We start from the raw sequence: 23,350 nt of genomic DNA, 5'->3' as shown, positions 1-23,350 counted from the left end.
ATTCGTAAACTGAAAAATAGGAGGGATATTAGTATGAAATTATTATTAATTTTAGGTGTATCACTCACATTTCTTACAGCTATTTTTACATCTGGTTACAATGATAAACCCGGTACACATAAAAAGTGATGTGCTTCTTAGCACATCACTTTTTTTATCAATTATTTATAATACACATTTTCCACATCATATTTTGATAAAGGGCGGCTATAATAATAACCTTGTACAAACTTCACATTCTTTTCCTTCAAAAATTGTATTTGTTCCGCTTTTTCTACCCCTTCTGCAATTACATTCAATTCCAACGTATGAGCTAAATGAATAATTGCAGCCGTAATATTCGTATCGCGTTCATCTACATGTATGCCTTCCATAAAAGAACGATCAATTTTTAAAGTATCAATTGGATACGTTTTTAAATAACTTAAAGATGAATATCCTGTACCAAAATCATCTAAATGAATCTTTAAATTTTGTTCTTTTAATTGTAGCAATACTCTTTTCGATATATCTTTATGTATAAGTGCTCCTTCTGTAACCTCTATCGCTAATAAATGGGCTGGTACATTGTACTTATGTAAAGCTCGTGTAATCATCTCTATTAATGTAATAGAGCGAAAATGCCTGGCTGAAATATTAACTGCAATTGGGACAACTTCATATCCTTTATTTAACCATTCGCGTATTTGTCGACACACTTCATTTACTACCCATTCATCAAGCTTAATAATAAATCCTGTTCTTTCTGCTAGCGGAATAAATTGGTTGGGAGAGACAAATCCTAATTCTTTATTCTCCCATCTTATTAAAGCCTCCATACTAGCTATTTTTTCGTTTCAATATTAATTTGCGGCTGATAATATAAGAAGAATTCATTTTTTTCTATAGCACGATGTAATTGGTTTTCTATTATAAATCTTTGTTCACGCTCACAATCTAACCCGCTGCAATAAAAATGATAATGCCCTTTTCCTTTTTCTTTTGCTTTTTCCAAAGCAGCATCAACTCTTTGGAATAATATTTTTTCATCTTCTCCATCTGTTGGAGCCATTACAATTCCGATTGACGCACTTAAATACACGTCCTCTTCTTCGATTACAAAATGTTCACTAATCCTTTTCAGTATGTTTTTGGCAACTCCCTCTACACGTTCTTTCGTTATATTTTCTATTAACATAACAAATTGATCATCGTGTTCTCTAAATAAGTGCATACCAGCTATTTCAAAACTGCTTAAACATTCTGTAACTTTTTGTAATACTTTATCTCCTTCTTTATGGCCAAAAGTATCATTAATAAGATGAAATTCATCTAAATCTATAAAAACAAGCGCAAACTCTATATTATCATTCAACAAAGTATTTAACTTATTTGCACATGAAATTCTATTCATTAATCCTGTTAACTGGTCATAGTAAGCTAAATATTCCGTTCTCATCTCATTTAATACTTGCCTTGTAACATCTCTCGTAACAATATATACTCCAACAATTTCACCATTTACAATAATCGGAATCGTCCTCAGAGAAATATATAGCTCGTACCCTTCTTTATGAATATACTTCTTTGAAACAATTTGCTTCGCTTTTCCTTGCATGGATCCTTTAAATATACTTTGAAAATCTTTTTCATATTCTTTATTAATAAATTCAAAGATAAATTTATTATTTAATTCTTCATATCGATATCCAAATATTTCATACGTTACTGGATTCGCGTATGTAATTCTACCTATAGAATCTATAGATATAATGGAGTCATTATTATATTCTAGTAATGACTTAAATAACATTTGTTTTTCCTCTATTTCAATCTTCTCCTCAATTTGAGCTGTAATATCCCTCGTAATACAAATAATAAACTGACATACTCCTTCTTCATCAAATACAGGATTAAGTGAAGATTCATAATGTAAATTACCAGTTGGTAAACTAACTACATCACAAAAGGTATGTGCTTTTACTTCGCTCGCTACTTTTGCATATTGCACTTGCAATATTTCCGCCGTATCTTTCGGCAATACTTCAGAAAACGTTTTTCCATAACATTCTTCGCTTAGCTTTGCATAATCCATACCTATCTTATTTACATAAATATATGTAAAGGTTTCATCATCCATAACTTTCACAATAAATACTAAATCTTGAATAGCATGTAATAATCCTCTTCTTATTAAATCCATATCTATCATACTTAAAAAGGTATTTTGATTACGATATTGTTCCTTCATATTTATCTCAACCTGTCTGATCTATTTTTATTCATATATCACCATTCTATATGACTATGTACCCTTTTTTAAATGTATGATTCCATATTTATTTTTATTTTTAGAAAAAAAGTCGCCATATGGCGACTTTTAATAAACAATTTCTAAATCTAATCCTGGATAATTTTGTTGACGGAACGCTTCATAAATTAAAATAGCTGCTGTATTTGATAAATTTAATGAACGCACTTTATCAGTCATTGGAATACGTAAACAATGATCGAAATTTTCTTCGATTACATTAGCTGGTAAACCGTTCGTTTCTCTTCCAAATACAAAGTAGTAATCCTTCTCACGTTTACTATAATCAAACGCTGTATGAGCTTTCTCGCCATACTTTGTTAAATAGAAGAACTCACCGTCTTTATTTTTCTCATAAAACTCTTCAATTGAATCATAATACGTAATTTTCACGTGCTGCCAATAATCTAATCCTGCACGCTTTAACATTTTATCATCCGTTGAAAATCCAAGCGGTCTAATCAAATGCAATTCTGTTCCAGTTGCTGCACAAGTACGAGCAATATTTCCTGTATTTGCTGGAATTTCTGGTTGATATAAAACAACATGTACTCCCACGCGATATTCACCTCTGTTTTTTGTCTACTACGTATTATACCACTTGAGCGAAAAATCTCTACCCATTAATAATATGAAAGAATTTATATTTCATTTGTGGTGTATATTTACTAGAATCTTCATAGTTCCAATAACGCCGACGGCTATTCGCTGAATGTGCATTTACAAGTGGCATACCATCTGCGTCTTTTGCTACTACAATCGTCGTATGATTCCACCTACCATCATCCTCGAAATCATAAGCGATGACATCACCAAGAATAAGGTCCTCTGGCCTTTCTACAGCTTCAGCTCGAAGTCCTGATGTAGCACCTGACAAATACCAATAAAAAGAGTGTGCAACAGCCCAGCTCCAACTCCACTGATTCTCCCTTTGCCACCATCCTTTGCGAATATTAGGATATCCATTCATTGGTACTTCTCCAGTATGAAGACATTGAGAAATAAAATTCGTACAATTATCAGGGAAATTACGATATGCAGGGTTTCGATCATCCCACCAACGCTCTGCATATTTAACTGCCTCTAAACGGTTGTACTGATAGGAACCGTACTTCTCTTTTGTAACTTCCCTTTCTAATGTCTCACTCATTCCAACTGCTTCTGGCACTTCAATAGCATAATCACCTATTATCCGGCTATTATTTAAACAAACTCTTCGTTTTAATTGTTCCTCTTCAATATAAAATAATTCTTTATGCTTAATTAAATATTTAAAATGTATTTGATAATCAATTTCTTGATGATTGCTATTATTGAATTGCCTCATAAAAGAAACGTCCGCAGTTGCTTTTACTATCTCTGCATTACGCTTTTGAAATAATTGTTTCTTTCTCTTTGCTATTTGTAATAAATCTTCAGCAATACCATCTACATTTGTTCGTTTCTCTGTTATATATGCTAAAAAGTGTTGGACTTGCTTTTCAATATTTATTTTTACAACCATTTCGTCTCCCTCCCATATTACAATATGAAAAAGGGAGATATTATCTACTCTTTTTTCTGCGCTAACAATTCAAGCCCGCGATTCATTTCATGAAGAACCTCTTCGTCTTTCTCACGTTGCATCGCTTTTTCAATAGCTTCGCCCACGCCGTCTCCACCAATTTTCCCAAGCGCCCACGCTGCTGTTCCGCGAAGTACTGGTCTTGGATCGTCTTTCATAACACCAATTAAATCAGGAATTGCTGATGCCTCTTTAAAATGCGCAAGTGCCAAAATTGCATTTCGTTGCAACGGTTTTTTACCTCTCCATGAACCAGACATAATTCCATATTTCTCTTTAAAATCACGATTGCTAATTGTTAAAAGTGGTGTTAATAACGGCTTAACTAACTCAGGATCTGGTTCCATCTCAGGGTGATTATGAAAATCCATTCCTTTATTTTTCGGACAAACTGTCTGACACGTATCACATCCATAAATACGATTACCTATTTTGTCGCGATACTCTTCCGGTAGGAATCCTTTCGTCTGTGTTAAAAATGCTATACACTTCTTCGAATCTAACTGTCCTCCTTGTATTAAAGCACCTGTAGGACAAATATCAATACACTTTGTACAGCTCCCGCATTGATCTTCTATCGGCTGATCTGGTGGGAATGGAACGTTTGTAATCATTTCTCCTAAATATACATACGAACCAAATTCAGGTGTAATAATAGAGCAGTTCTTACCGCTCCATCCAATACCAGCACGCTCTGAAACAGCTCGATCGCTTAATTCACCCGTATCAACCATTGACTTAACTTCTATATCGGGAAGTTTTTCGATTAAATATGCTTCTAATTTCTGCAAACGATCTCGTAAAACTAGATGATAATCTTGTCCCCAAGAAGCACGACAAAAAATCCCACGGCGTTCTCCACGCTTACTTAATGGTGCATTTTTTAATTTTGAAGGATACGCTAATGCAATCGCAATAATTGATTTTGCACCAGGTAATAAAAGCTGTGGATTCGTTCTCTTTTCTATATCAGGCTCTTCAAATCCAGATTGATAATTTAATTGTTGCTGCTGGATTAACCGCTGCTTTAATTCTTCAAATGGTGAAGCACTAGCAAAGCCTATTTTATCTATACCAATCGTTTTACTATACGCAATGACATCTTGCTTTAATTGTTCAAAATCCATTCCTAATCGCCTCCTCAGATGAATCCATCCTTTATGTAACGATCTATTGGTTAGCAATTCACTTTTGGAATACTATTCTTTACTTCTATTTTCGCATAAAATACTGTTTTCCAAACATTAAAAAACGCAATGCCTCGTTTATCTCGGAAACGAAACACTGCGTTGATCACAATTTATAGAAAAACATTTAATAAAATTTGGAGCGGGTGAAGAGAATCGAACTCTCGACCAGAGCTTGGAAGGCTCTTGTTTTACCACTAAACTACACCCGCAAATATGAAATACATATAAGATATTAGAATAACTTATGTAAAGTAGTATAGCATGTAAAAAAAGCGGAAGCAAGAATTTTATCGAAAAAAGTCGAAAAAGTGATGAGTAGCTCATCACTTTTTCAATTCTTTATCAATCGCCTTCTTCATACTATCGAAATCAGGATTTGCAAGATTTCCGTTTATATATACTGAAGGAGCACCTTGAACTTTTAATTTTTGAGCACGATCTGAATCTTTACGTACTTTTTCTTTTATTTCTTTACTGTGTAAATCTTTCTTAAATTGATCTACATCAACTTTCGGAAGCTTCTCTTTCACAATGTTAAGAAGTAATTCTTCTGTAATCCATTCTTCCGTATCTTTCTTTTGACTTTGATAAATCTCATCATAGAAAGTCCAGAATGAATCTTTATCTTGTTTATAAATTGCTTCACCAGCTGCTGCACCTAAATCAGAGTCTTTCCCAATAAACGGAAAATTAATAAAGTATAACTGCACTTTACCTTTATCAATATACTCTTCTTTTAATCGTGGCAATACTGTTACATCCCAAGTACGACAAGCGGGACATTTGAAGTCTCCAAATTCAACTACCTTAACCGGAGCATCATCTTTCCCTAAAGATTGTTGTGTGGAATAAGCAAACATCTCATTCCCTTTATCTTTTTTGTCATTTATGATGCTATACGCAATCGTTCCGATCACAATCAATACTGCAATGGAAAAAACTATACCAAGAGCCATGAGTTTGTTCGATGATTTCATATACATTCCTCTTTAATTTCATATTCTGTATACAGCATTGTACACAATACACATAATATCAACACTTATATACGTCACGCAATGAACACGCTCACATAAATTACAAAAACACAATAATTGTGACGATATTGTGTCACGATTTGTCACAATTTATTCAAAAAAAGAAGCTCCTATGTAGGAACTTCCATTAGCTTACTGCTTTTTCACGAGCACTATTTAACATCGACTGCTCTGTTTTTATATCATGACGAATGACTAACTTCTCACTAACTGCTTGCACATACTCATCATGATTGATATAGCCTTCTTTCTCCATCAATCTCAAAACGACATTTCGTCTCTCTACGGCCTTATCATAATTTTGTACCGGTGAGTAATAAGCAGGTGCCTTTACTACAGCAGCCATCATTGCACTTTCAGCCAATGTTAATTGGCTCACCTTTTTACCGAAGTATAGGTTTGCTGCTTTTTCAATTCCCCATGCTCCTTCTCCGTAATAAATATTACTTACATATAATTTTAAAATTTCATCCTTTGTAAATGTACGTTCAATTTTTTTTGTATAAAAAATTTCTTTCCACTTGCGAGAAAATGTACGTTCATTCGTTAAAAAAGCATTTTTTGATAACTGTTGTGTAATTGTGCTACCACCTTGCACAACACCACCAGCTTTTATATTCTCAACAGACGCTCTGATAATCGCTATATAATCTAAACCGTTATGATGATAAAACCTTTTATCTTCTGTTGCAATAAATGCATGTGTTAATGATTCTGGCACCTCTAACTTAGCCGGTACATGTAATTTACTAATATCACTTTTCTCGATCATTACATTTCCAATGAATAATAACGCGAAACTTAACAATAATAATAAAATAATGGCTTTATACAAAAACTTAGTCATTGGATTTAATGCAACTTTTTGATGATAGTTCACCCTAGATAATACTCGTTCTTTCATCTTAAACACCTCTTTTCCACACAGCGTATAATTCTTACTTTAAGAATACCTTGTTGTAAAAAAATATCCCATCGATTTCTCTTACACATACCTTACATCATTGTAAGGTATAAGGTGAAACTTTAATCAGAACGCACCAATCTGATTGCCCGGCAAATAGTGGGATAAAAAAGTATTGTATCACAGTCCTTTTTTATCTACTATTCATCTGAAATATTGAATATAGATTATGCTAAACCAATAACAGATTAAATCTTAAGGCTATTATACTTTCTATATTAAAGCACTCTATTTTCATTATATCATCTACCAATATATATACTTTTGAGTATCTAGTAATCTAAATGTATATAATATATCATACATTATACAGAACAAACGTTCTCAAAATCAATACTAACACTATTATTATTTTGACCTTTTTCTTAAACAGTATACAAAAAAGAGTAGTGATTTGATTGTATCTCAAACCGGCTACTCTTTTCTTTACAATCTTCCTATTAAGTTATATGGCTGCACTTCCCACGTTTCATACGGAATACAATGTGTTGCTCTCATCGCATCAAGCGTTCTGGATTTCATATGAGGACGCGTTATGTACTCATCTATGTTCTCTTCATTTAAAGCAACAAATTTAGCCTCTTGTATTTCTTCAGGCTGAATTTGTATTCCACCGCTCACGTATGCCACTTTAAAAACAACAGCTAGAATGTGCATGGAAGCATTATAGTAAACTCCTGTAATACCGATAGGCTTCACCGTTAATCCTGTTTCCTCTTTTATTTCCCTACAAATTGCTTGATCGAGCGCTTCTCCTTCTTCTACCTGTCCTCCTGGCAACTCCCATGTATCCGATCGCCAATGTACTTTAGCTAATAACACTTCGTCTTTTTCATTTGTTAAATAACCTGCTACAGCAACGATATGCTTTGGTGTTTTATGTTCCATATTAAGCCTCCTAGCAATAATGAATATTTCACATATCCCTATAAGCATATTCCCTGTCTACAACAAAATACCTTTACTCATTCATCACCTTAATGAAATTCATAAAAAGAAGCCCCTATCCGTTAAATGAAAAGGGGCTTCTATCGTATTATTCTCCTAAGTCTACGTTGTGGTAAACTTGTTGCACATCTTCTAAATCTTCTAATGCATCAACCATTTTTTCAAATTGTGCTTGTGCATCTTCAGGAAGTGTTACATCGTTTTGTGCAAGCATTGTTAATTCAGCAACTGTAAATTCTTCAACGCCAGCATCTTTAAGAGCAGATTGTACTGCATGGAATTGATCTGGTTCAGCATACACGATAACAGCATCTTCTTCTTCAAGAATGTCACGTGCATCCACATCTGCTTCCATTAAAATCTCAAGAACTTCATCTGATGTTTTCCCTTCAAGACCGATAACAGCTGTTGCATCAAACATGTAAGCTACAGAACCGTTTACACCCATGTTACCACCGTTTTTGCTAAATGCAGCTCGTACATCTGCTGCAGTACGGTTTACGTTGTTTGTAAGTGTATCTACAATTACCATAGCTCCATTTGGTCCGAATCCTTCATAACGAAGCTCGTCATAATTTTCTTCTGAACCACCTTTTGCTTTTTCAACTGCACGATCGATAATTGTTCTTGGAACATTGTATGTTTTCGCACGTTCTAATACCACTCTAAGCGCTTGGTTTGATTCCGGATCTGGCTCGCCTTGTTTTGCCGCTACATAAATTTCACGTCCAAATTTCGCGTATATACGGCTAGTATTTGCATCTTTTGATGCTTTTTTATCTTTAATATTATTCCATTTACGACCCATACTTTCCACTCTCTTTCCGGTTTTAAATCTACATAAAAATATTAATATGAAATATCATGTGTGTTCAACACATTTTTAAAAGAAATATAAAAAGTTCATTTTTGATTCATATTACAGACATAATATAAATCACTATCATTTTGTTCTTTCGACAAGTTATATTATACATGAATTGCTACATTTATCACGAATTTTAGAATCACATAACATAATTTAGCAAAAAAACTCTAATAGAAATGGTAGAGTTTTTTACATCACCGATACCGATTTCCATAATATTCCCTTAATTCCTTTCTATTTTTGTATAATTAAAATAGGAAAAAATTTGAAGTGAGTATAGAGGGGGAGAATTATGACACATTCAAATACTACATGAATACGTTTATCTTAATCATTTAGTACCTATTTGTGCTTATTCTTTAGTATGATGAAAATATAAAAAAGACTCTACACATTTGGTGTAGAGTCTTTTTATTACGCCGTTCGTGATACCGATGGTCGGGGTCGAACCGACACTCCCGAAGGAACACGATTTTGAGTCGGTTATAGAATTTAATCTTCCCTCATAAACCATCAGAAACATTGATATATATACGCTCTTTAACGTTCAATTTAAGTTTAAACAAAATCATAACATACGACTATCTTGTAAATAAGTATATTTCGTTTAAAAGGGCTAGTCAAGTTGAGTAGTTCGACATAAAACGAGTTTCTTCCTATTATATAGTGCATATATTATTTATATATATTTTCGCCCTTACCGAGAGACAAATGTTTTATAAACAATACCTACATGGATAATACATTTAATATCATAAAAATTATTTATACTTTCTCTTTCACACTTTTTATATAGTCAGGATACTTTTGTAAATTATACATTATTTCTTTTACAAAAGCGTTTAATTCAAATGATACACCACCGTTTATTTGTTGAATTATAGTACTAGCTTGTACAACAAAACTAGGAATTGAATTCTGTTCATCCTGATATAAGTAATGAAAGCCTGCAAAACGCGGATTACTATAATGAGGATACAAATAAAAATTCAATAATACAACAAAAGCCACCTGTAATCCCACATTACGATCTCTATATTCAGGAATTCCACTATGATATTGCTCCCATTTTTCAAATAAAAAATCTTTAAAGTTCACAAAAGCTCTCGGATTTTCCAAATGCTCCCTAATAATATTATACATACTAACATAGTTATTATCAGCCGTCCCAAGACGATTATCCACATTAGTTTCAATAAATGTGTCTAATAAATATTTTAGATCTTGATTCTTTGTATCAGATGATTCTTTTATTTCCTTATTTATAAATTCTTCAAATAATGTCTGCAACTGGTATTGTGTATTCACAATATATTTTTTTTGGAAGATTTTTTGCAAGTAAATAAAAGGATTCTTTATCCCTTTACTTTCTAAAGCATCGCATACAGCAATTTCATCCATCGCCACAACAAAAAATAATCCTGGAAGATCTAAAGTTGATTTTATCAATTGAAATATATTCACTATCTCTTCTGGAAATAATCTATCTACTTCATCAATCATAATTACAATTTTTTGTCCGTTCGCAACAAACATCATTTCAAGTTCATCAATTACTTCTTTTTTACGCTTAGACAATGGTTTGTTAAATATTGCTTCTCCTGTTTCTTTTACAATATCTCCAACCGCATTTGCTACAGGATTTGCTACAGGAGCAGGTACCCCTTGACTCATTGATACGGCTAAAGTTGTAAGCTTAGCTAATGGTGAGGATATTTTTAAAGCATAGCTCTTAAATTTTTCTTTAGCATTTGTATAACCTTTGTCTATACAATCATAAATTTCTTCAAATAAATACAAAATCAATTCTTCCCTATTATTAATCATCCAAGGATTAAATCGTACAACTTTACATATCCCTGTGTTTAATTCTTCTTCTATAAAATTGAGCATAGTTGACTTTCCTGCCCCCCATGAACCGTTTATAGATATTGCGTAAGGAATATTATTAGGTACTACTTCAATAAATTTTGCAATTTCTTTAGCTTTTGTTGAAAAATGTAATTTATCAGATTCTATACTAGTTAAAGGCAAATATCCATCCATTTTTATTAAACCCTCCTATAAGTATGAAACTTTATTTCTCAACATAATCAATTCCATGCGCATTTATTTTCACTCCATATCCTCCATCCTTAGATATAGAACGGTAATAGATTAAGCCTTTTTCTTCTAAATATTGATAAGCTAAATGATTTTCCTTATCTTCTTTATCATCTAAGTTAAGACGAATCAATACTTCTTGTCCTGCATTCTCAAAATAATCATTATACAACTCTCTAATTAATTTCTCTCTCAGCATACGTCTATCTTCAAAAATCATTCTCCATCACCCCTTATACAATTATAGGAATTTACTACATAAAAATGGTATCAAAGAATGTACGTTCCTACAAGATATACGCATAATTTCTTTCTTTCAATAAAAAAGCACTTCATAAAGAAACGCTCTTTTGAATTTATTTTAATTAGTTATTATCCATGATCCTTTATCAGCAGGATTTGTATATGCTACTTCTCTACCTTGGCTATCTGTGACAATGATTGTTATTTTCTCTCCCTTAGGTATAACCCCAGCCTTTTCAAAGTTAGAATTTATTATACTTCCTAATGCCATCGTATCTGCTTCTTTAAGTAATTTAGACTTTCTGTACCATACATCATCTTTAAAAAGGATAATTACTTTCTTCTCTCCACTATCATCATATAGCATATCAATTACTTCATCCGGTAAATTCCTTTTCGCAAAGTCCTTTGATTCATCTAATGCTTTCTGTATACTTGCATCCCTATTTTGAGGATTAGTTGTGACAGTCGTTTTTGTTTCTTTATCATCTATCGGATCAACATCTTCGTTTGGTACTTCACTAGCAGTTTCTTTTGTATCAGTTTCCACGTCTTTACTTTTTATTAGATAAATATTAATTGAAAGAAGAGCTATAATTCCAACAACAATTGCTACCTTTGCATATTTGAACATTATCTAAATCCCCCCTCTTAAAAATTCCCCTGTGAAATAAATTAGGGTCATGCGCCTTCATTTGTACAATTCACTTATTCAGAATGTAAACCACCCCTCCCCCCTATATTGTCTTATCACTGGAAGAGGTTGGCAAGATGTTTTTTACATATGCATCCAGTTAATTCAGCTATTATGTCAGATCCTATAAAACTTCTTATTGAGTGCATAAGTAACAAGCATATTCCCAACCTTAAATCAGCGCAGAATTATTGCATAGAATTATAATTCTATGCTAAAATATACATATAAACAGGCGGAATACATACATAAACACATGAATAACAAGTAAAAAAAGTTGCGTAGAATTATTTAGGGAGGAATTATCATGATTCATAAGTTCGTAAATGAAGCATTAAAAGGGAAGTCAGTAACAACTGTTAAGACGTATACTCATGCATTAAAGCAATTCGAACAGTGGCTTGATGGTGCAGGAACAGACCTAGAAAGCTTTGCTCGTTCTGATGTCCAACAGTATATTGACTACATGGTTTCACATAAGAAATCAGCAGCAACTATTAATAAAGTATTTAATGCATTAAAGAAGTATTGTAAGTGGAGTAATAAGACAGAAGCAATAGAAGACATAAGTGTAGTGAAGCAACAAGACTTAAAGCAAGTGGCACCTAAATCACTCGATAGAAACGAACGCAACCAACTCATACGTGAAGTGGATAGAGCAGGCAACAAGCGAGACTCGGCTATTGTACTACTTCTATTAAATAGTGGATTACGTGTTAGTGAACTAGTGAATATAGATATCAATGATATGTCCCTTACCGATAGAAAAGGTACGGTTAAGATTATTGGAAAAGGAAATAAAGAACGTACAATACCATTGAATGTAGAAACTAGGAGGGCTTTAACTAAGTATTTAGAAGAACGCAATGGAAATAGCCCAGCCTTATTCCTAAGTAATAGAGGTGAGCGTATTAGTGTTAGGAGTGTGCAGCACTTAATAAATAAATATGGTTTCAATGTACATCAACTACGACATACGTTTATTACTGACCTTGTACGCGCAGGACATGATATAAGCATCATTCAATCCTTATCAGGTCATTCCAGTGCTGATATGATCCTTCGCTATTCAGCACCAACAGAAGCAGATAGAGAAAATGCAGTTGAACAATTATATAAGAATTGATACAAGACTATCGTTTATGATGGTCTTTTTTCATATTCTAATTTATATCGTTTCAAACTTCCTTCATTCGTAAAACAAATTAACTACCCCTTCACTATCTTTACGTTCGTATCAATTCGTATATATTCGTTAACACCGCACAAGATGGTGACCACTCTTCCCCCTCATATCTTCATCTATTCCTTACCACTACATATACATACCTTTTTACACTTATTTAACGTAAAAATCACGCGAAATTATTTCACATATGAAGTAATAATGTTTTACAGATAAGAGGGATTCAGCTACTTCTTATCTCCACTTAATTCAAATTGGCATAGAAATGAGCACTACAGTTTCAAGTTTTAAACGTTTTGAAACCCCTTGTTTTCCCTGTATCTAACGGTGCAGGGTTTTGTTTTGCCTATTTTTAAGCGTAATAAAAACAGAATGTATACAGTTACTTCTTACTTTATTTTTCTCGGCTTCATCACATCCACAAGAACAATATCCTCATTAATTTTAAAATGTTTTTTACTCGATACGATCATTCGGTAACACTCGATAAAAATCACTCGAGCAATTACACCTTAACTAAATTTTAAAACGTAAGAATTACACACGATTCCAAAGTATTAATGGTTTATGAAATCACAATATGGTAATTCGAAAGGAATGTTAATTATGGTTAAAAAGATTTTTCACACAACTGATATGTCGCTAACTGCTGCATTATCAACGATTAAAGGAGCATCAATTGGTCATGTAACTGTAACTCAAAAGGAAGATGACGGCCATCTTGTTACGTTTGAAATTGTATATGAAGAAGGTTTACAACCTGCAATCGACAACATGATTGAACTTTATAAAGCAAACACATTGCAGCTAAACGTTAGATCACTAAGTTCTCAATTAGCTTATTGTCGTTACTTATTTAACCTTAAAACAAGACAATACAACAAATTAAATACGGTTAAAAACGTACAAAAAGATGAAAGTGAGGTGAAGAATTGATGACTCAATCTCGATTAGTACATTTAGTTGATCAACAAACTGGTGAAGTATTAGGTGAGGATATTATCAATCCCCAATCACAAGTAATATCTGAAAATCAGAGACAGGCATATAAGAACAAATTAGAAAAAGAAAGAGATAACCGTCATTTCAGTTTTGCGAATATGGAGAATATTAAAGAAGTGATTTCTAAATTAACAAATGTTCACCTTGGATATTTATTACAATTACAGTGTCATATGGAATTCGGAACAGGGTTTTTAATTGGAAAGGATGGGGCGGTTATGACTAAGAAAGTAGATATTGAACATACATTAGGTATTACAAATAGTACTAATAAGCGGTTATGTAAAGCACTTGAAAGTAATGGGATTTTAGAAGCGGTTAAAGGTGGATACCGTATTAATCCTACTTACCACTTTAGAGGACAAGCTCAAGAACAAAAGATAATCAAATTATTTACTACAACATTAAAGCAGCTATGCAAAATCTTAAAACCTGCTGAAATTGGATTCTTATATAAGTTACTTCCATATGTGCATTATGAAACTAACATGATTTGTATTAATCCTCATGAAATTGATTCTAAGGAAATTCAGTATCTTAATATCGAAAGCATTGCACAAATTACTGAAATTCATCAAAAGAAAATATCTACTCTTCTTAGGAGTTTAAGAAAAGGTGGAGTAATTGCAGAAACGATACTGGAAGATAAACGCCACACTTTCATCACATTAAATCCATATATCTTTTATAGAAAAAGTGGTCAACCTGATAATACGTTAAGAGGTATGTTTGCTGCTTCACCATATGCTCCAAAAAATAGGTAACCTTTTTGACCCTTATTTGCTCGAATGGGTAACTTTTTTGAACTGTTTTAAATCACGCTCAATCCATTGTGGCAGTAAGGCTAAACGTTGTTTTGAGCGTTAATTACTTCTTATTCTTTGATACAAGTTAACTTTATATATAGTTTAAAAATTTACAAGTTTAATAAATAACAGGTTTAATAAGTAGCAAGTTTAACAAATATAAAAGTTTAATTTTAAGTATATTGCTTGTTATATGTCCTCAATTGCCGGACGGCTTAGTACTTCACTTTCGCTCGTACATTCATTTTAAAAATTAAGGAGGTAGCAAATTTATGAAAAAGAAATACATGAATCGCAAAGAATTTATTCAGCACATTAGTATTTTAACTTTAGGATACTATGCATATAAAAATGAACCAATTTCATTTCCACAAGTTGCTGAATATCTAAATACAACTACTGATAACTTACGATTAAAGAAACAAGATACTGATCTAATGAGTCAATTATCTAAATGTGGAATTGTTGTAGAACGTATTAATAATACGAATCATTTTGTACTAACAAATAATTGAACAAAGTAATGCCCTTACCAAACGGATAGCAGGGGGAATGGATAATAACATCCCCAAAAAAACTTTTCTCTTTGGATAGGGCTAATCAAAAGTTAAATAAAGGATGGTATTAATATGAACAAAGACAATTTATTTTCAAATTTTGAACGTTATGAAGCAAGCAATAGTAATCCATTGTCATTTTTAACAGAAGAAGAAAATAAAAAAGAAACCGCTGCAAAAGAATTAAATAACAGTGATAACCCTTTAGCTTTCTTAAATGATTATGAAACTGCTAAAGATAAAACTTATAAAGGTAATCCGTTACTTTTCTTAGAAAAAGCAAATAACCTTGAAGAAGAAATACTAAATAGTTATAAATATTATGGTCTTGTTGAAGCCCTACGTAAATATCACAAGGGAACTGAGTTAGAACAAGATGAATTAAAGCTTATACTTGACTTTGTAGCACAATTTCCAAACAAAAAATTAGAGGACTTGGAGGATTAATATCATGAATACATTTACACCTAAAGAAGTTAAGATGTTAAGAATGCTTTACGGAAATGACTTTGAATTATATGGTACTTCAAATTCCTCTTCAGACTTTACAAGAATGGACATTCCAACAATTGCAAAAGCATTGTCCATTTATGTTAAAGAGTATTATAAATACGCTAATTATCCAGCAGAGTTTACTGGTTCTGTTTCTGATCTGCGCCATTTTGTAAGAGATGCAAAATTAGATATATACAAGTTTTATAACCTCTTTGAATCACCTACTAAAACGGACAAGTTGGCAAATGAATTAAAGAAAAATAATATTAAACTAGCCTATAGAGGTGGAAAAATAAAGTTAGAAGAATTTTAAAGGGTGTCCTCAATTTAGAGGATGCTTTTTTACTTATTAAGAGGGTGTTAAGTGGTTATTAAATCTGCATTATTAAGTACGTATTAAGAGCATCATAACAAGTTCATATGAGGTTATTAAGTACGTTATAACTACTGCTATATTAAGCTACCTAGAACTTTCGAACCGCTATTACATTCGCTCATACGAAAGTTTATGCTTAGCGTATTACAATTATGAATAATAAACGTATTAATCGGCATAAAATCATTCCAATTCATATACGGAATGTGTGCAAAATTGCGTCTATCACCTTCAATTAAGAACCAAATTTCACGATTCTGACCTGAGTTATGGATTGCATAAGTCCGCTTTTCGTCTTCGTCTACATTTGGCAATTTTGACCTGACCTGCATATTGTACAGGATAGCTATTTTTTCATCTTCACAATCGATAAAATTATCAAGTATAGCCCAATCAACGTTTGTATCATCTAAAATGGATGGTTCAATTTGCTCTATTGTTTCTCCTGCTGTTCTTTAATCCATCGTTCTGCTCGTGCAATCGGATCATCAATCATATAAGAATTTAAATCACGATTTCTTAACTCTTGTTCCATTCGGTTAAATTCATTAATGTACATCATTTTGAACTTTAAAGCTTCTTCTCCAGTGAATCCCATTACTAATAATGTGAAACCGTCTTTAGTTAAATTATATTTCTTGTATTGTCTTGCTCGTTCGTTGATATAAGTTGACTCCTGAAAATTAAGGAGTGAAAATTCATCGCTAGAATAACCAATTAACTTATTGATATCAGACATTACATTATCATGACGTTTTCCAAATACTTCAGCCACCATTAAACTATCTGTTACTACCTCGTTATTTTCAATAAATACGATATTACTCATTATTATTATCATTTTTAATGTTGATATAAGAGGACTCGGCAAAATTGCCGAATATAAACCTGACTCATTTATTAAAGTCGAGTTCATATTCATACCCGTCAATTTGACGGACATGGATTCATCTTCATCTAAATATTAACAGCTGAAAATTAAGCCGTGAGAATTGTTTAGCAACTGGTTTTCGCGACTGCATTAAAATTTCATACAATCCATCTTCAGTTAAGAACCAAGATTCTCTAATTTGACCTGATGGGAATAATGTTCCCCCCAGCTTCTTTTCATCTTCATCTACAGTTTTTAACATTTTAGAAACGTCCCTATGCGACTGTCTTGAGTCTTTCCATGCGTATTCAATCCAATTTGCTACATCTTGACCTAAAAATAATGGTTCTTCCTTTGTTCCCTCTTTCTATTCGGTAAGGGTTTATATAAGATTTATAACTTACCTTGTTCATTCTAAATTTTATAAAACGTATTGACTTGGATCAGATGTCTTTCATCATGGGATGAGGGTACAGGACAACGGCTAGGGCATGGAATGACTACCTTACATTGCAAAAACAAGAAAGTTAATGCAACATAAAGCAGACGTTCATTGTTATTTTTATCATGGTCTATCGGGTTAAGGATTCCGTATAGTAACACCTTGTTTGAACGTTAGATTTTCACCTACAACGAATTTTTAACATGCTATGCTTGTCCAACATGCTGAAAGATATAGGGAAGGAGTTTGTACTACTGACATTATCCTTTATTACTTCGTAACCTAATATTTCTTTCTTATTCGTTGCTACCTGTACCTTAATACACCAAGCAACCTTACCAAACCGTTTATGGACGTTCTCTCCTAGACTTCTAACAACGCAAACAAGGAAACGTTATATGTTAGAACGCTTAATTTTATGACAGTGGCTTAGCTAACCTGTTCAAGTGTTTATCGTGGTGTTAGGTCATTCCCACGTTCGGAAATCCCTGTACATGTACCTAAAAAAGACAATAGGAAATTAAACCTTTGCATTATACTTTTTAAAAATTTATAATGAAGGTATTAAATGTACGGAATATCCGTTATTTAGTTTTTAGCGAATATTAACTTTGAGTCACCTACTGCAATAGGTGGCTTTTTTCTTTTTATTTGTATCTATTCAGCATCTTTAAAGGTGAAAATTCTTTATGCTTCTCTTTTACATCATTACTAAATAAGTTCACATATGTTCTAACCATATCCATTGTGGTATGCCCAAGTATCTGTTGTAGTTCAAATATTCCTGCTCCATTTTGAACACTTAATTTAGCGAACGTATGTCTAAATGTATGGGGGCTGCAACGAGCATCTTTTATCTTCGCCATTTCTCCATACTTGCTAATTCGATTTTGTAATTGTCGCTTTGTCATTGGTCGATTATCTATTGAAGTAAATAAAGCATCCGTCTCCATTGATCCTCGAACCGTCACATACTTTCTTAATACTTCTTTCATATATGATTGAATGGGTACTAATCTTTCTTTATATCCTTTTGTATTACGAATATGAACAAAGGAATCTTCCCATTTAATATCAGTAATTGCTATTCCAACAAGTTCATTCGCTCTTACCCCTGTTTCTAAAAGTAATAGCATTACCGTATAATCACGAAAGCCTATAAATGTAGTTAAATTAGGCTGCTTTAATAAATTTTTTATTTGTTCTTTGCTAAATGTAGGTATAGCTTGCCTTCTGACACGTAAGAATTTAACGTCTTTCATTGGATTGAATTTAATATACCTTTCAGTATGAAGAAAGTTAAAAAACGCTCTAATAGCCCGTAAACGTGTATTAATCGTAACCGGTTTTCTTTGTAGAACCTCTTTCATATGGAAAATAACGTTTTTCTTAATTACTTCACTGGTAATTTCAGTAGGATTTGTGGATACAGATTGATCCATGAGAAGTTTGTAAAACGTAGTTAATTCACTCCTATAATATCGAATTGTATGGTCACGTAAATTACGTAACTGACAATCATTAAGGAATAAGTGTAGAGCGGTTTTATAGTCCAGTACATCTAATTGTACAGAATCGTGAATTACTGCTAATTCTTTGACATTTAAATCATTATTACGTCTTTTCATAACAACTTTTACCTCCCTTTGGTACATGATTTAGTACGCTTATTTAACAAGGAGATAATCGTATGTAATAAACTTTTAAGAACACGAAAAAACGGCTCCTACTGAACGTAAGAACCGTTTAAATCAACGTTTGCTTGATACCGATGGTCGGGGTCGAACCGACACTCCCGAAGGAACACGATTTTGAGTCGTGCGCGTCTGCCAATTCCGCCACATCGGCACAAAAGAAAAGGCGGCAACCGGATTTGAACCGGTGATAAAGGTTTTGCAGACCTCTGCCTTACCACTTGGCTATGCCGCCATATAAAATTTTACTGGAGCGGAAGACGGGATTCGAACCCGCGACCCCAACCTTGGCAAGGTTGTATTCTACCACTGAACTACTTCCGCAAAAATGGCTGGGCTAGCTGGATTCGAACCAGCGCATGACGGAGTCAAAGTCCGTTGCCTTACCGCTTGGCTATAGCCCATCGAATTCTTACTTAATTATATGTAAGCATCCATTAGATTATTTATAATTTTTAAAATAAAAATGGGGCGACTGATGGGAATCGAACCCACGAATGCCGGAGCCACAATCCGGTGCGTTAACCACTTCGCCACAACCGCCATGCTGTGTAAATATATTTGGCAGGGGCAGTAGGAATCGAACCCACACTGGAGGTTTTGGAGACCTCAGTTCTACCTTTAAACTATGCCCCTATGTAAATGGTGGAGGGGGGCAGATTCGAACTGCCGAACCCGAAGGAGCGGATTTACAGTCCGCCGCGTTTAGCCACTTCGCTACCCCTCCGAAACTTACATGGTGCCGGCTAGAGGACTTGAACCCCCAACCTACTGATTACAAGTCAGTTGCTCTACCAATTGAGCTAAGCCGGCGTATATGATTAAGATAAATGGTGGCTCGGGACGGAATCGAACCGCCGACACGAGGATTTTCAGTCCTCTGCTCTACCGACTGAGCTACCGAGCCTTATTAAAATGGCGGTCCCGACCGGGGTCGAACCGGCGATCTCCTGCGTGACAGGCAGGCATGTTAACCACTACACCACGGGACCATTTGGTTGCGGGGACAGGATTTGAACCTGCGACCTTCGGGTTATGAGCCCGACGAGCTACCGTGCTGCTCCACCCCGCGATAATACTATTCATATAATTTATATGGTGGAGGATGACGGGATCGAACCGCCGACCCCCTGCTTGTAAGGCAGGTGCTCTCCCAGCTGAGCTAATCCTCCAAAGTGGTGACCCGTACGGGATTCGAACCCGTGTTACCGCCGTGAAAGGGCGGTGTCTTAACCACTTGACCAACGGGCCAAATATTATAAATCCTATGGCGGAGAGCAAGGGATTCGAACCCTTGATACGCTTGTGACGTATACACGATTTCCAATCGTGCTCCTTCGGCCAACTCGGACAGCTCTCCAATGGCTCCGCAGGTAGGAATCGAACCTACGACCGATCGGTTAACAGCCGATAGCTCTACCGCTGAGCTACTGCGGAATAATATTGCCTGGCAACGTCCTACTCTCACAGGGACAAGGTCCCAACTACCATCGGCGCTAGAGAGCTTAACTTCCGTGTTCGGTATGGGAACGGGTGTGACCTCTCTGCCATCATTACCAGACATTATTCTTTTGAGACAATCATTATTATAACTTATTTTCTTTAAAAGTCAACAAGTTTTTTTATGTTCTCTCAAAACTAGATAACATTGCTACATATTATATGGTTAAGTCCTCGATCTATTAGTATTCGTCAGCTCCACATGTCACCATGCTTCCACCTCGAACCTATCAACCTGATCATCTTTCAGGGATCTTACTAGCTTACGCTATGGGAAATCTCATCTTGAGGGGGGCTTCATGCTTAGATGCTTTCAGCACTTATCCCTTCCGCACATAGCTACCCAGCTATGCCCTTGGCAGAACAACTGGTACACCAGCGGTGCGTCCATCCCGGTCCTCTCGTACTAAGGACAGCTCCTCTCAAATTTCCTACGCCCACGACGGATAGGGACCGAACTGTCTCACGACGTTCTGAACCCAGCTCGCGTACCGCTTTAATGGGCGAACAGCCCAACCCTTGGGACCGACTACAGCCCCAGGATGCGATGAGCCGACATCGAGGTGCCAAACCTCCCCGTCGATGTGGACTCTTGGGGGAGATAAGCCTGTTATCCCCGGGGTAGCTTTTATCCGTTGAGCGATGGCCCTTCCATGCGGAACCACCGGATCACTAAGCCCGACTTTCGTCCCTGCTCGACTTGTAGGTCTCGCAGTCAAGCTCCCTTATGCCTTTGCACTCTACGAATGATTTCCAACCATTCTGAGGGAACCTTTGGGCGCCTCCGTTACACTTTAGGAGGCGACCGCCCCAGTCAAACTGCCCACCTGACACTGTCTCCCGGGTCGATAAGACCCGTAGGTTAGAATTTCAATACAGTCAGGGCGGTATCCCACCAGCGCCTCCACCGAAGCTAGCGCTCCGGTTTCAAAGGCTCCCGCCTATCCTGTACAAACTGTACCAAAATTCAATATCAGGCTACAGTAAAGCTCCACGGGGTCTTTCCGTCCTGTCGCGGGTAACCTGCATCTTCACAGGTACTATAATTTCACCGAGTCTCTGGTTGAGACAGTGCCCAAATCGTTACACCTTTCGTGCGGGTCGGAACTTACCCGACAAGGAATTTCGCTACCTTAGGACCGTTATAGTTACGGCCGCCGTTTACTGGGGCTTCAGTTCAGAGCTTCGCTTACGCTAACCCCTCTCCTTAACCTTCCAGCACCGGGCAGGTGTCACCCCCTATACTTCGCCTTACGGCTTCGCAGAGAGCTGTGTTTTTGCTAAACAGTCGCTTGGGCCTATTCACTGCGGCTTTCCGTTAAGAAAGCACCCCTTCTCCCGAAGTTACGGGGTCATTTTGCCGAGTTCCTTAACCAGAGTTCTCTCGCACACCTTAGGATTCTCTCCTCGCCTACCTGTGTCGGTTTGCGGTACAGGCACCTTTTATCTCGCTAGAAGCTTTTCTTGGCAGCGGGGAATCAAAGACTTCGCTCCATAAGGAGCTTCCCCATCACAGCTCAGCCTTCACGATAAGCGGATTTGCCTACTTATCAGCCTAACTGCTTGGACGTGCACAACCAATCGCACGCTTCTTCTATCCTTCTGCGTCCCTCCATTGCTCAAACGATAAAGAGGTGGTACAGGAATATCAACCTGTTGTCCATCGCCTACGCCTGTCGGCCTCGGCTTAGGTCCTGACTAACCCTGAGCGGACGAGCCTTCCTCAGGAAACCTTAGGCATTCGGTGGACGGGATTCTCACCCGTCTTTCGCTACTCATACCGGCATTCTCACTTCTAAGCACTCCACCAGTCCTTCCGGTCTGACTTCACTGTCCTTAGAACGCTCCCCTACCACTGATACCATTGGTATCAATCCGCAGCTTCGGTGGTGTATTTAGCCCCGGTACATTTTCGGCGCAGAGTCACTCGACTAGTGAGCTATTACGCACTCTTTAAATGGTGGCTGCTTCTAAGCCAACATCCTAGTTGTCTAAGCAACTCCACATCCTTTTCCACTTAATACACACTTTGGGACCTTAGCTGGCGGTCTGGGCTGTTTCCCTTTTGACTACGGATCTTATCACTCGCAGTCTGACTCCTAAGGATAAGTCATTGGCATTCGGAGTTTGACTGAATTCGGTAATCCGATGAGGACCCCTAGTCCAATCAGTGCTCTACCTCCAAGACTCTTACACTTAAGGCTAGCCCTAAAGCTATTTCGGGGAGAACCAGCTATCTCCAGGTTCGATTGGAATTTCTCCGCTACCCACACCTCATCCCCGCACTTTTCAACGTGCGTGGGTTCGGGCCTCCATTCAGTGTTACCTGAACTTCACCCTGGACATGGGTAGATCACCTGGTTTCGGGTCTACGACCACGTACTAAACGCCCTATTCAGACTCGCTTTCGCTGCGGCTCCGCCTCTTCAGCTTAACCTCGCACGGGATCGTAACTCGCCGGTTCATTCTACAAAAGGCACGCCATCACCCGTTAACGGGCTCTGACTATTTGTAGGCACA

19 protein-coding genes, 16 tRNA genes, 2 rRNA genes and 2 pseudogenes (1 of these 39 cut by a window edge) are annotated in these 23,350 nt (G+C 35.8%); 6 read left to right on the top strand and 33 right to left on the bottom strand.

The genetic code is table 11. The annotated features are described in order from the left end of the window. Positions 1-161 precede the first annotated feature (161 nt). The 12 genes and pseudogenes from MKY00_RS02875 to MKY00_RS02820 form a co-directional block, all read right to left on the bottom strand. Positions 162-2,230, bottom strand: a pseudogene (locus MKY00_RS02875) (sensor domain-containing protein). Between the two features lie 129 nt (positions 2,231-2,359). Beyond that, entirely contained in the window at positions 2,360-2,848 is a 489-nt protein-coding gene (gene trmL / locus MKY00_RS02870) for a tRNA (uridine(34)/cytosine(34)/5-carboxymethylaminomethyluridine(34)-2'-O)-methyltransferase TrmL (protein WP_000538147.1), read from the bottom strand. A 58-nt stretch (positions 2,849-2,906) separates the two neighbouring features. Beyond that, positions 2,907-3,794 carry an amidase domain-containing protein gene (locus MKY00_RS02865; protein WP_000260538.1) on the bottom strand — a complete coding sequence of 296 codons (888 nt, stop codon included), beginning with the start codon at positions 3,792-3,794 and terminating at the stop codon, positions 2,907-2,909. A gap of 44 nt (positions 3,795-3,838) precedes the next feature. Beyond that, positions 3,839-4,981, bottom strand: coding sequence for a tRNA epoxyqueuosine(34) reductase QueG (gene queG, locus MKY00_RS02860; protein ID WP_000345218.1), 1,143 nt, complete (start codon positions 4,979-4,981; stop codon positions 3,839-3,841). 198 nt (positions 4,982-5,179) lie between these two features. Further along, positions 5,180-5,253: transfer RNA gene (locus MKY00_RS02855), tRNA-Gly, on the bottom strand. Positions 5,254-5,367: 114 nt separating this feature from the next. Then, positions 5,368-6,021, bottom strand: coding sequence for a DsbA family protein (locus MKY00_RS02850; protein WP_000842720.1), 654 nt, complete (start codon positions 6,019-6,021; stop codon positions 5,368-5,370). Between the two features lie 187 nt (positions 6,022-6,208). Continuing rightward, a complete protein-coding gene (locus MKY00_RS02845; protein ID WP_000664712.1) occupies positions 6,209-6,985 on the bottom strand; it encodes a transglycosylase domain-containing protein in 777 nt (258 codons plus the stop codon). Between the two features lie 486 nt (positions 6,986-7,471). Beyond that, the gene (locus MKY00_RS02840; RefSeq protein WP_016716405.1) at positions 7,472-7,933 is read right to left on the bottom strand and encodes an NUDIX hydrolase; all 462 of its coding nucleotides are present in this window, start codon (positions 7,931-7,933) and stop codon (positions 7,472-7,474) included. Positions 7,934-8,081: 148 nt separating this feature from the next. Beyond that, positions 8,082-8,801, bottom strand: coding sequence for a YebC/PmpR family DNA-binding transcriptional regulator (locus tag MKY00_RS02835; RefSeq protein WP_000532946.1), 720 nt, complete (start codon positions 8,799-8,801; stop codon positions 8,082-8,084). An 825-nt stretch (positions 8,802-9,626) separates the two neighbouring features. Beyond that, positions 9,627-10,907: a KAP family P-loop NTPase fold protein gene (locus MKY00_RS02830; protein ID WP_016716404.1), complete on the bottom strand. Its 1,281-nt coding sequence runs from the start codon at positions 10,905-10,907 to the stop codon at positions 9,627-9,629. Positions 10,908-10,938: 31 nt separating this feature from the next. After that, positions 10,939-11,184 (bottom strand): hypothetical protein, encoded by a 246-nt coding sequence (locus MKY00_RS02825; protein WP_016716403.1) that lies wholly within the window; start codon positions 11,182-11,184, stop codon positions 10,939-10,941. Positions 11,185-11,325: 141 nt separating this feature from the next. Next, a complete protein-coding gene (locus MKY00_RS02820; protein ID WP_016716402.1) occupies positions 11,326-11,841 on the bottom strand; it encodes a hypothetical protein in 516 nt (171 codons plus the stop codon). A 367-nt stretch (positions 11,842-12,208) separates the two neighbouring features. Between MKY00_RS02820 and MKY00_RS02815 the strand changes: the two genes are divergently transcribed. The 6 genes from MKY00_RS02815 to MKY00_RS02790 all read left to right on the top strand — a co-directional run bounded on the left by MKY00_RS02815 (position 12,209) and on the right by MKY00_RS02790 (position 16,260). Beyond that, positions 12,209-13,027 (top strand): tyrosine-type recombinase/integrase, encoded by an 819-nt coding sequence (locus MKY00_RS02815; protein ID WP_016716401.1) that lies wholly within the window; start codon positions 12,209-12,211, stop codon positions 13,025-13,027. A 666-nt stretch (positions 13,028-13,693) separates the two neighbouring features. Further along, on the top strand, positions 13,694-14,023 hold the full coding sequence (locus tag MKY00_RS02810; RefSeq protein ID WP_016716400.1) for a hypothetical protein: 330 nt from the start codon (positions 13,694-13,696) through the stop codon (positions 14,021-14,023). Continuing rightward, positions 14,023-14,853 (top strand): hypothetical protein, encoded by an 831-nt coding sequence (locus MKY00_RS02805; RefSeq protein WP_016716399.1) that lies wholly within the window; start codon positions 14,023-14,025, stop codon positions 14,851-14,853. The genes MKY00_RS02810 and MKY00_RS02805 overlap by 1 nt, the downstream gene beginning before the upstream one ends. 314 nt (positions 14,854-15,167) lie before the next feature. Continuing rightward, a complete protein-coding gene (locus MKY00_RS02800) occupies positions 15,168-15,410 on the top strand; it encodes a hypothetical protein (protein ID WP_016716398.1) in 243 nt (80 codons plus the stop codon). Positions 15,411-15,524: 114 nt separating this feature from the next. Next, on the top strand, positions 15,525-15,899 hold the full coding sequence (locus tag MKY00_RS02795; RefSeq protein WP_001030776.1) for a hypothetical protein: 375 nt from the start codon (positions 15,525-15,527) through the stop codon (positions 15,897-15,899). 4 nt (positions 15,900-15,903) lie between these two features. Continuing rightward, on the top strand, positions 15,904-16,260 hold the full coding sequence (locus tag MKY00_RS02790) for a hypothetical protein (protein ID WP_001091610.1): 357 nt from the start codon (positions 15,904-15,906) through the stop codon (positions 16,258-16,260). Positions 16,261-16,397: 137 nt separating this feature from the next. Here MKY00_RS02790 and MKY00_RS02785 read toward each other — a convergent pair whose 3' ends face one another. The 21 genes and pseudogenes from MKY00_RS02785 to MKY00_RS02685 all read right to left on the bottom strand — a co-directional run. Then, positions 16,398-16,637 carry a hypothetical protein gene (locus MKY00_RS02785; RefSeq protein WP_029141045.1) on the bottom strand — a complete coding sequence of 80 codons (240 nt, stop codon included), beginning with the start codon at positions 16,635-16,637 and terminating at the stop codon, positions 16,398-16,400. A 119-nt stretch (positions 16,638-16,756) separates the two neighbouring features. Then, on the bottom strand, positions 16,757-17,239 hold the full coding sequence (locus MKY00_RS02780) for a Rha family transcriptional regulator (RefSeq protein ID WP_229147445.1): 483 nt from the start codon (positions 17,237-17,239) through the stop codon (positions 16,757-16,759). A 37-nt stretch (positions 17,240-17,276) separates the two neighbouring features. Continuing rightward, positions 17,277-17,540: pseudogene (locus MKY00_RS02775) on the bottom strand (BRO-N domain-containing protein); the annotation flags it as partial. A 743-nt stretch (positions 17,541-18,283) separates the two neighbouring features. Next, entirely contained in the window at positions 18,284-19,264 is a 981-nt protein-coding gene (locus tag MKY00_RS02770) for a tyrosine-type recombinase/integrase (protein ID WP_016716395.1), read from the bottom strand. Positions 19,265-19,402: 138 nt separating this feature from the next. Beyond that, positions 19,403-19,484 (bottom strand) — tRNA-Leu (locus MKY00_RS02765). 10 nt (positions 19,485-19,494) lie between these two features. Beyond that, positions 19,495-19,565: transfer RNA gene (locus tag MKY00_RS02760), tRNA-Cys, on the bottom strand. Between the two features lie 14 nt (positions 19,566-19,579). After that, a tRNA-Gly gene (locus tag MKY00_RS02755) sits at positions 19,580-19,654 on the bottom strand. Between the two features lie 5 nt (positions 19,655-19,659). After that, a tRNA-Gln gene (locus tag MKY00_RS02750) sits at positions 19,660-19,734 on the bottom strand. 63 nt (positions 19,735-19,797) lie between these two features. Further along, positions 19,798-19,873 (bottom strand) — tRNA-His (locus tag MKY00_RS02745). Between the two features lie 19 nt (positions 19,874-19,892). Next, positions 19,893-19,966 (bottom strand) — tRNA-Trp (locus MKY00_RS02740). 7 nt (positions 19,967-19,973) lie between these two features. Next, positions 19,974-20,057, bottom strand: a tRNA-Tyr gene (locus tag MKY00_RS02735). A gap of 10 nt (positions 20,058-20,067) precedes the next feature. Next, a tRNA-Thr gene (locus tag MKY00_RS02730) sits at positions 20,068-20,143 on the bottom strand. Between the two features lie 18 nt (positions 20,144-20,161). After that, positions 20,162-20,237: transfer RNA gene (locus tag MKY00_RS02725), tRNA-Phe, on the bottom strand. Positions 20,238-20,246: 9 nt separating this feature from the next. Continuing rightward, a tRNA-Asp gene (locus MKY00_RS02720) sits at positions 20,247-20,322 on the bottom strand. Positions 20,323-20,325: 3 nt separating this feature from the next. After that, positions 20,326-20,402: transfer RNA gene (locus MKY00_RS02715), tRNA-Met, on the bottom strand. Between the two features lie 24 nt (positions 20,403-20,426). Continuing rightward, positions 20,427-20,502: transfer RNA gene (locus tag MKY00_RS02710), tRNA-Val, on the bottom strand. Positions 20,503-20,506: 4 nt separating this feature from the next. Beyond that, positions 20,507-20,581, bottom strand: a tRNA-Glu gene (locus MKY00_RS02705). A 17-nt stretch (positions 20,582-20,598) separates the two neighbouring features. Next, a tRNA-Ser gene (locus MKY00_RS02700) sits at positions 20,599-20,690 on the bottom strand. A gap of 2 nt (positions 20,691-20,692) precedes the next feature. Beyond that, a tRNA-Asn gene (locus MKY00_RS02695) sits at positions 20,693-20,767 on the bottom strand. A gap of 8 nt (positions 20,768-20,775) precedes the next feature. Continuing rightward, a 5S ribosomal RNA gene (gene rrf, locus MKY00_RS02690) occupies positions 20,776-20,891 on the bottom strand. 101 nt (positions 20,892-20,992) lie between these two features. Then, a 23S ribosomal RNA gene (locus MKY00_RS02685) occupies positions 20,993-23,350 on the bottom strand; it runs 564 nt beyond the window's last position.

The organism is Bacillus sp. FSL R9-9834, assembly GCF_038006905.1.
Taxonomy (GTDB): Bacteria; Bacillota; Bacilli; order Bacillales; family Bacillaceae_G; genus Bacillus_A; species Bacillus_A pacificus.
This window is presented reverse-complemented; position numbering and strand designations above follow the sequence as displayed.

What these genes read in the sequence shown, in the direction of transcription:
- MKY00_RS02850 (WP_000842720.1), bottom strand. Translation starts at nt 6,021, where the DNA reads ATGAAATCATCGAACAAACTCATGGCTCTTGGTATAGTTTTTTCCATT.
- MKY00_RS02820 (WP_016716402.1), bottom strand. Translation starts at nt 11,841, where the DNA reads ATGTTCAAATATGCAAAGGTAGCAATTGTTGTTGGAATTATAGCTCTT.
- MKY00_RS02770 (WP_016716395.1), bottom strand. Translation starts at nt 19,264, where the DNA reads ATGAAAAGACGTAATAATGATTTAAATGTCAAAGAATTAGCAGTAATT.
- MKY00_RS02825 (WP_016716403.1), bottom strand. Translation starts at nt 11,184, where the DNA reads ATGATTTTTGAAGATAGACGTATGCTGAGAGAGAAATTAATTAGAGAG.
- MKY00_RS02865 (WP_000260538.1), bottom strand. Translation starts at nt 3,794, where the DNA reads ATGGTTGTAAAAATAAATATTGAAAAGCAAGTCCAACACTTTTTAGCA.
- MKY00_RS02830 (WP_016716404.1), bottom strand. Translation starts at nt 10,907, where the DNA reads ATGGATGGATATTTGCCTTTAACTAGTATAGAATCTGATAAATTACAT.
- MKY00_RS02810 (WP_016716400.1), top strand. Translation starts at nt 13,694, where the DNA reads ATGGTTAAAAAGATTTTTCACACAACTGATATGTCGCTAACTGCTGCA.
- queG (WP_000345218.1), bottom strand. Translation starts at nt 4,981, where the DNA reads ATGGATTTTGAACAATTAAAGCAAGATGTCATTGCGTATAGTAAAACG.
- MKY00_RS02835 (WP_000532946.1), bottom strand. Translation starts at nt 8,801, where the DNA reads ATGGGTCGTAAATGGAATAATATTAAAGATAAAAAAGCATCAAAAGAT.
- MKY00_RS02800 (WP_016716398.1), top strand. Translation starts at nt 15,168, where the DNA reads ATGAAAAAGAAATACATGAATCGCAAAGAATTTATTCAGCACATTAGT.
- MKY00_RS02805 (WP_016716399.1), top strand. Translation starts at nt 14,023, where the DNA reads ATGACTCAATCTCGATTAGTACATTTAGTTGATCAACAAACTGGTGAA.
- MKY00_RS02790 (WP_001091610.1), top strand. Translation starts at nt 15,904, where the DNA reads ATGAATACATTTACACCTAAAGAAGTTAAGATGTTAAGAATGCTTTAC.
- MKY00_RS02815 (WP_016716401.1), top strand. Translation starts at nt 12,209, where the DNA reads ATGATTCATAAGTTCGTAAATGAAGCATTAAAAGGGAAGTCAGTAACA.
- MKY00_RS02840 (WP_016716405.1), bottom strand. Translation starts at nt 7,933, where the DNA reads ATGGAACATAAAACACCAAAGCATATCGTTGCTGTAGCAGGTTATTTA.
- MKY00_RS02795 (WP_001030776.1), top strand. Translation starts at nt 15,525, where the DNA reads ATGAACAAAGACAATTTATTTTCAAATTTTGAACGTTATGAAGCAAGC.
- MKY00_RS02780 (WP_229147445.1), bottom strand. Translation starts at nt 17,239, where the DNA reads ATGAACTCGACTTTAATAAATGAGTCAGGTTTATATTCGGCAATTTTG.
- MKY00_RS02845 (WP_000664712.1), bottom strand. Translation starts at nt 6,985, where the DNA reads ATGAAAGAACGAGTATTATCTAGGGTGAACTATCATCAAAAAGTTGCA.